This window comes from Clostridium sp. HBUAS56010, assembly GCF_007115105.1.
In the GTDB taxonomy this organism is placed as follows: domain Bacteria; phylum Bacillota; class Clostridia; order Lachnospirales; family Lachnospiraceae; genus Lacrimispora.
Genome location: NZ_SULJ01000049.1, coordinates 1 through 505 on the forward strand (window position 1 = coordinate 1; position 505 = coordinate 505).

General features: G+C 45.0%; 1 protein-coding gene. It reads right to left on the reverse strand.

Annotated features, from left to right (window positions below; genetic code table 11):
- Window positions 1-82: 82 nt before the first annotated feature.
- Window positions 83-505 (reverse strand): transposase (locus tag FAY33_RS19145; RefSeq protein WP_143323075.1); only part of this gene is annotated, 423 nt, incomplete at its 5' end.

Sequence of the window (505 nt, forward strand, 5' to 3'; positions counted from 1 at the left end):
TATTTCAAGGTTCTGTCCTTGTTTGTATTATAACGCTGTTTCTTTGCATGTCAATGAAACTGGCTCATTTTAGCCAGTTTCATTAATAGCCAGCCAGGCGTTCTTCAAAGTATATCTCTAGTTGTGAATGAATGATTCCCCAGTCCTGGCGGTGGCCTGTCCACTTTTTGGTGATGTCCATTGTGGCCAGATACAGCATCTTTAGCAGGCTGTCATCGGAGGGGAATATCGTCTTGCTTTTGGTGACTTTTCTCAGCTGGCGATTGAACCCTTCGATTGCATTGGTTGTGTAGATCAGGCGACGGACCGGCTCCGGATACTTAAAGTAAGTGGACAGAGTTATCCAGTTGTCATTCCAGGACTTCGATATTTTAGGATATTTACCATCCCATTTATTTCCGAAGTCCTCCAACGCAGACAGAGCAGCTTCTTCTGTAGGGGCTGCATAAACCCTCTTCAAATCTGCCATAAGCACCTTGATGTCCTTGTAGGAAACAAACCGGGT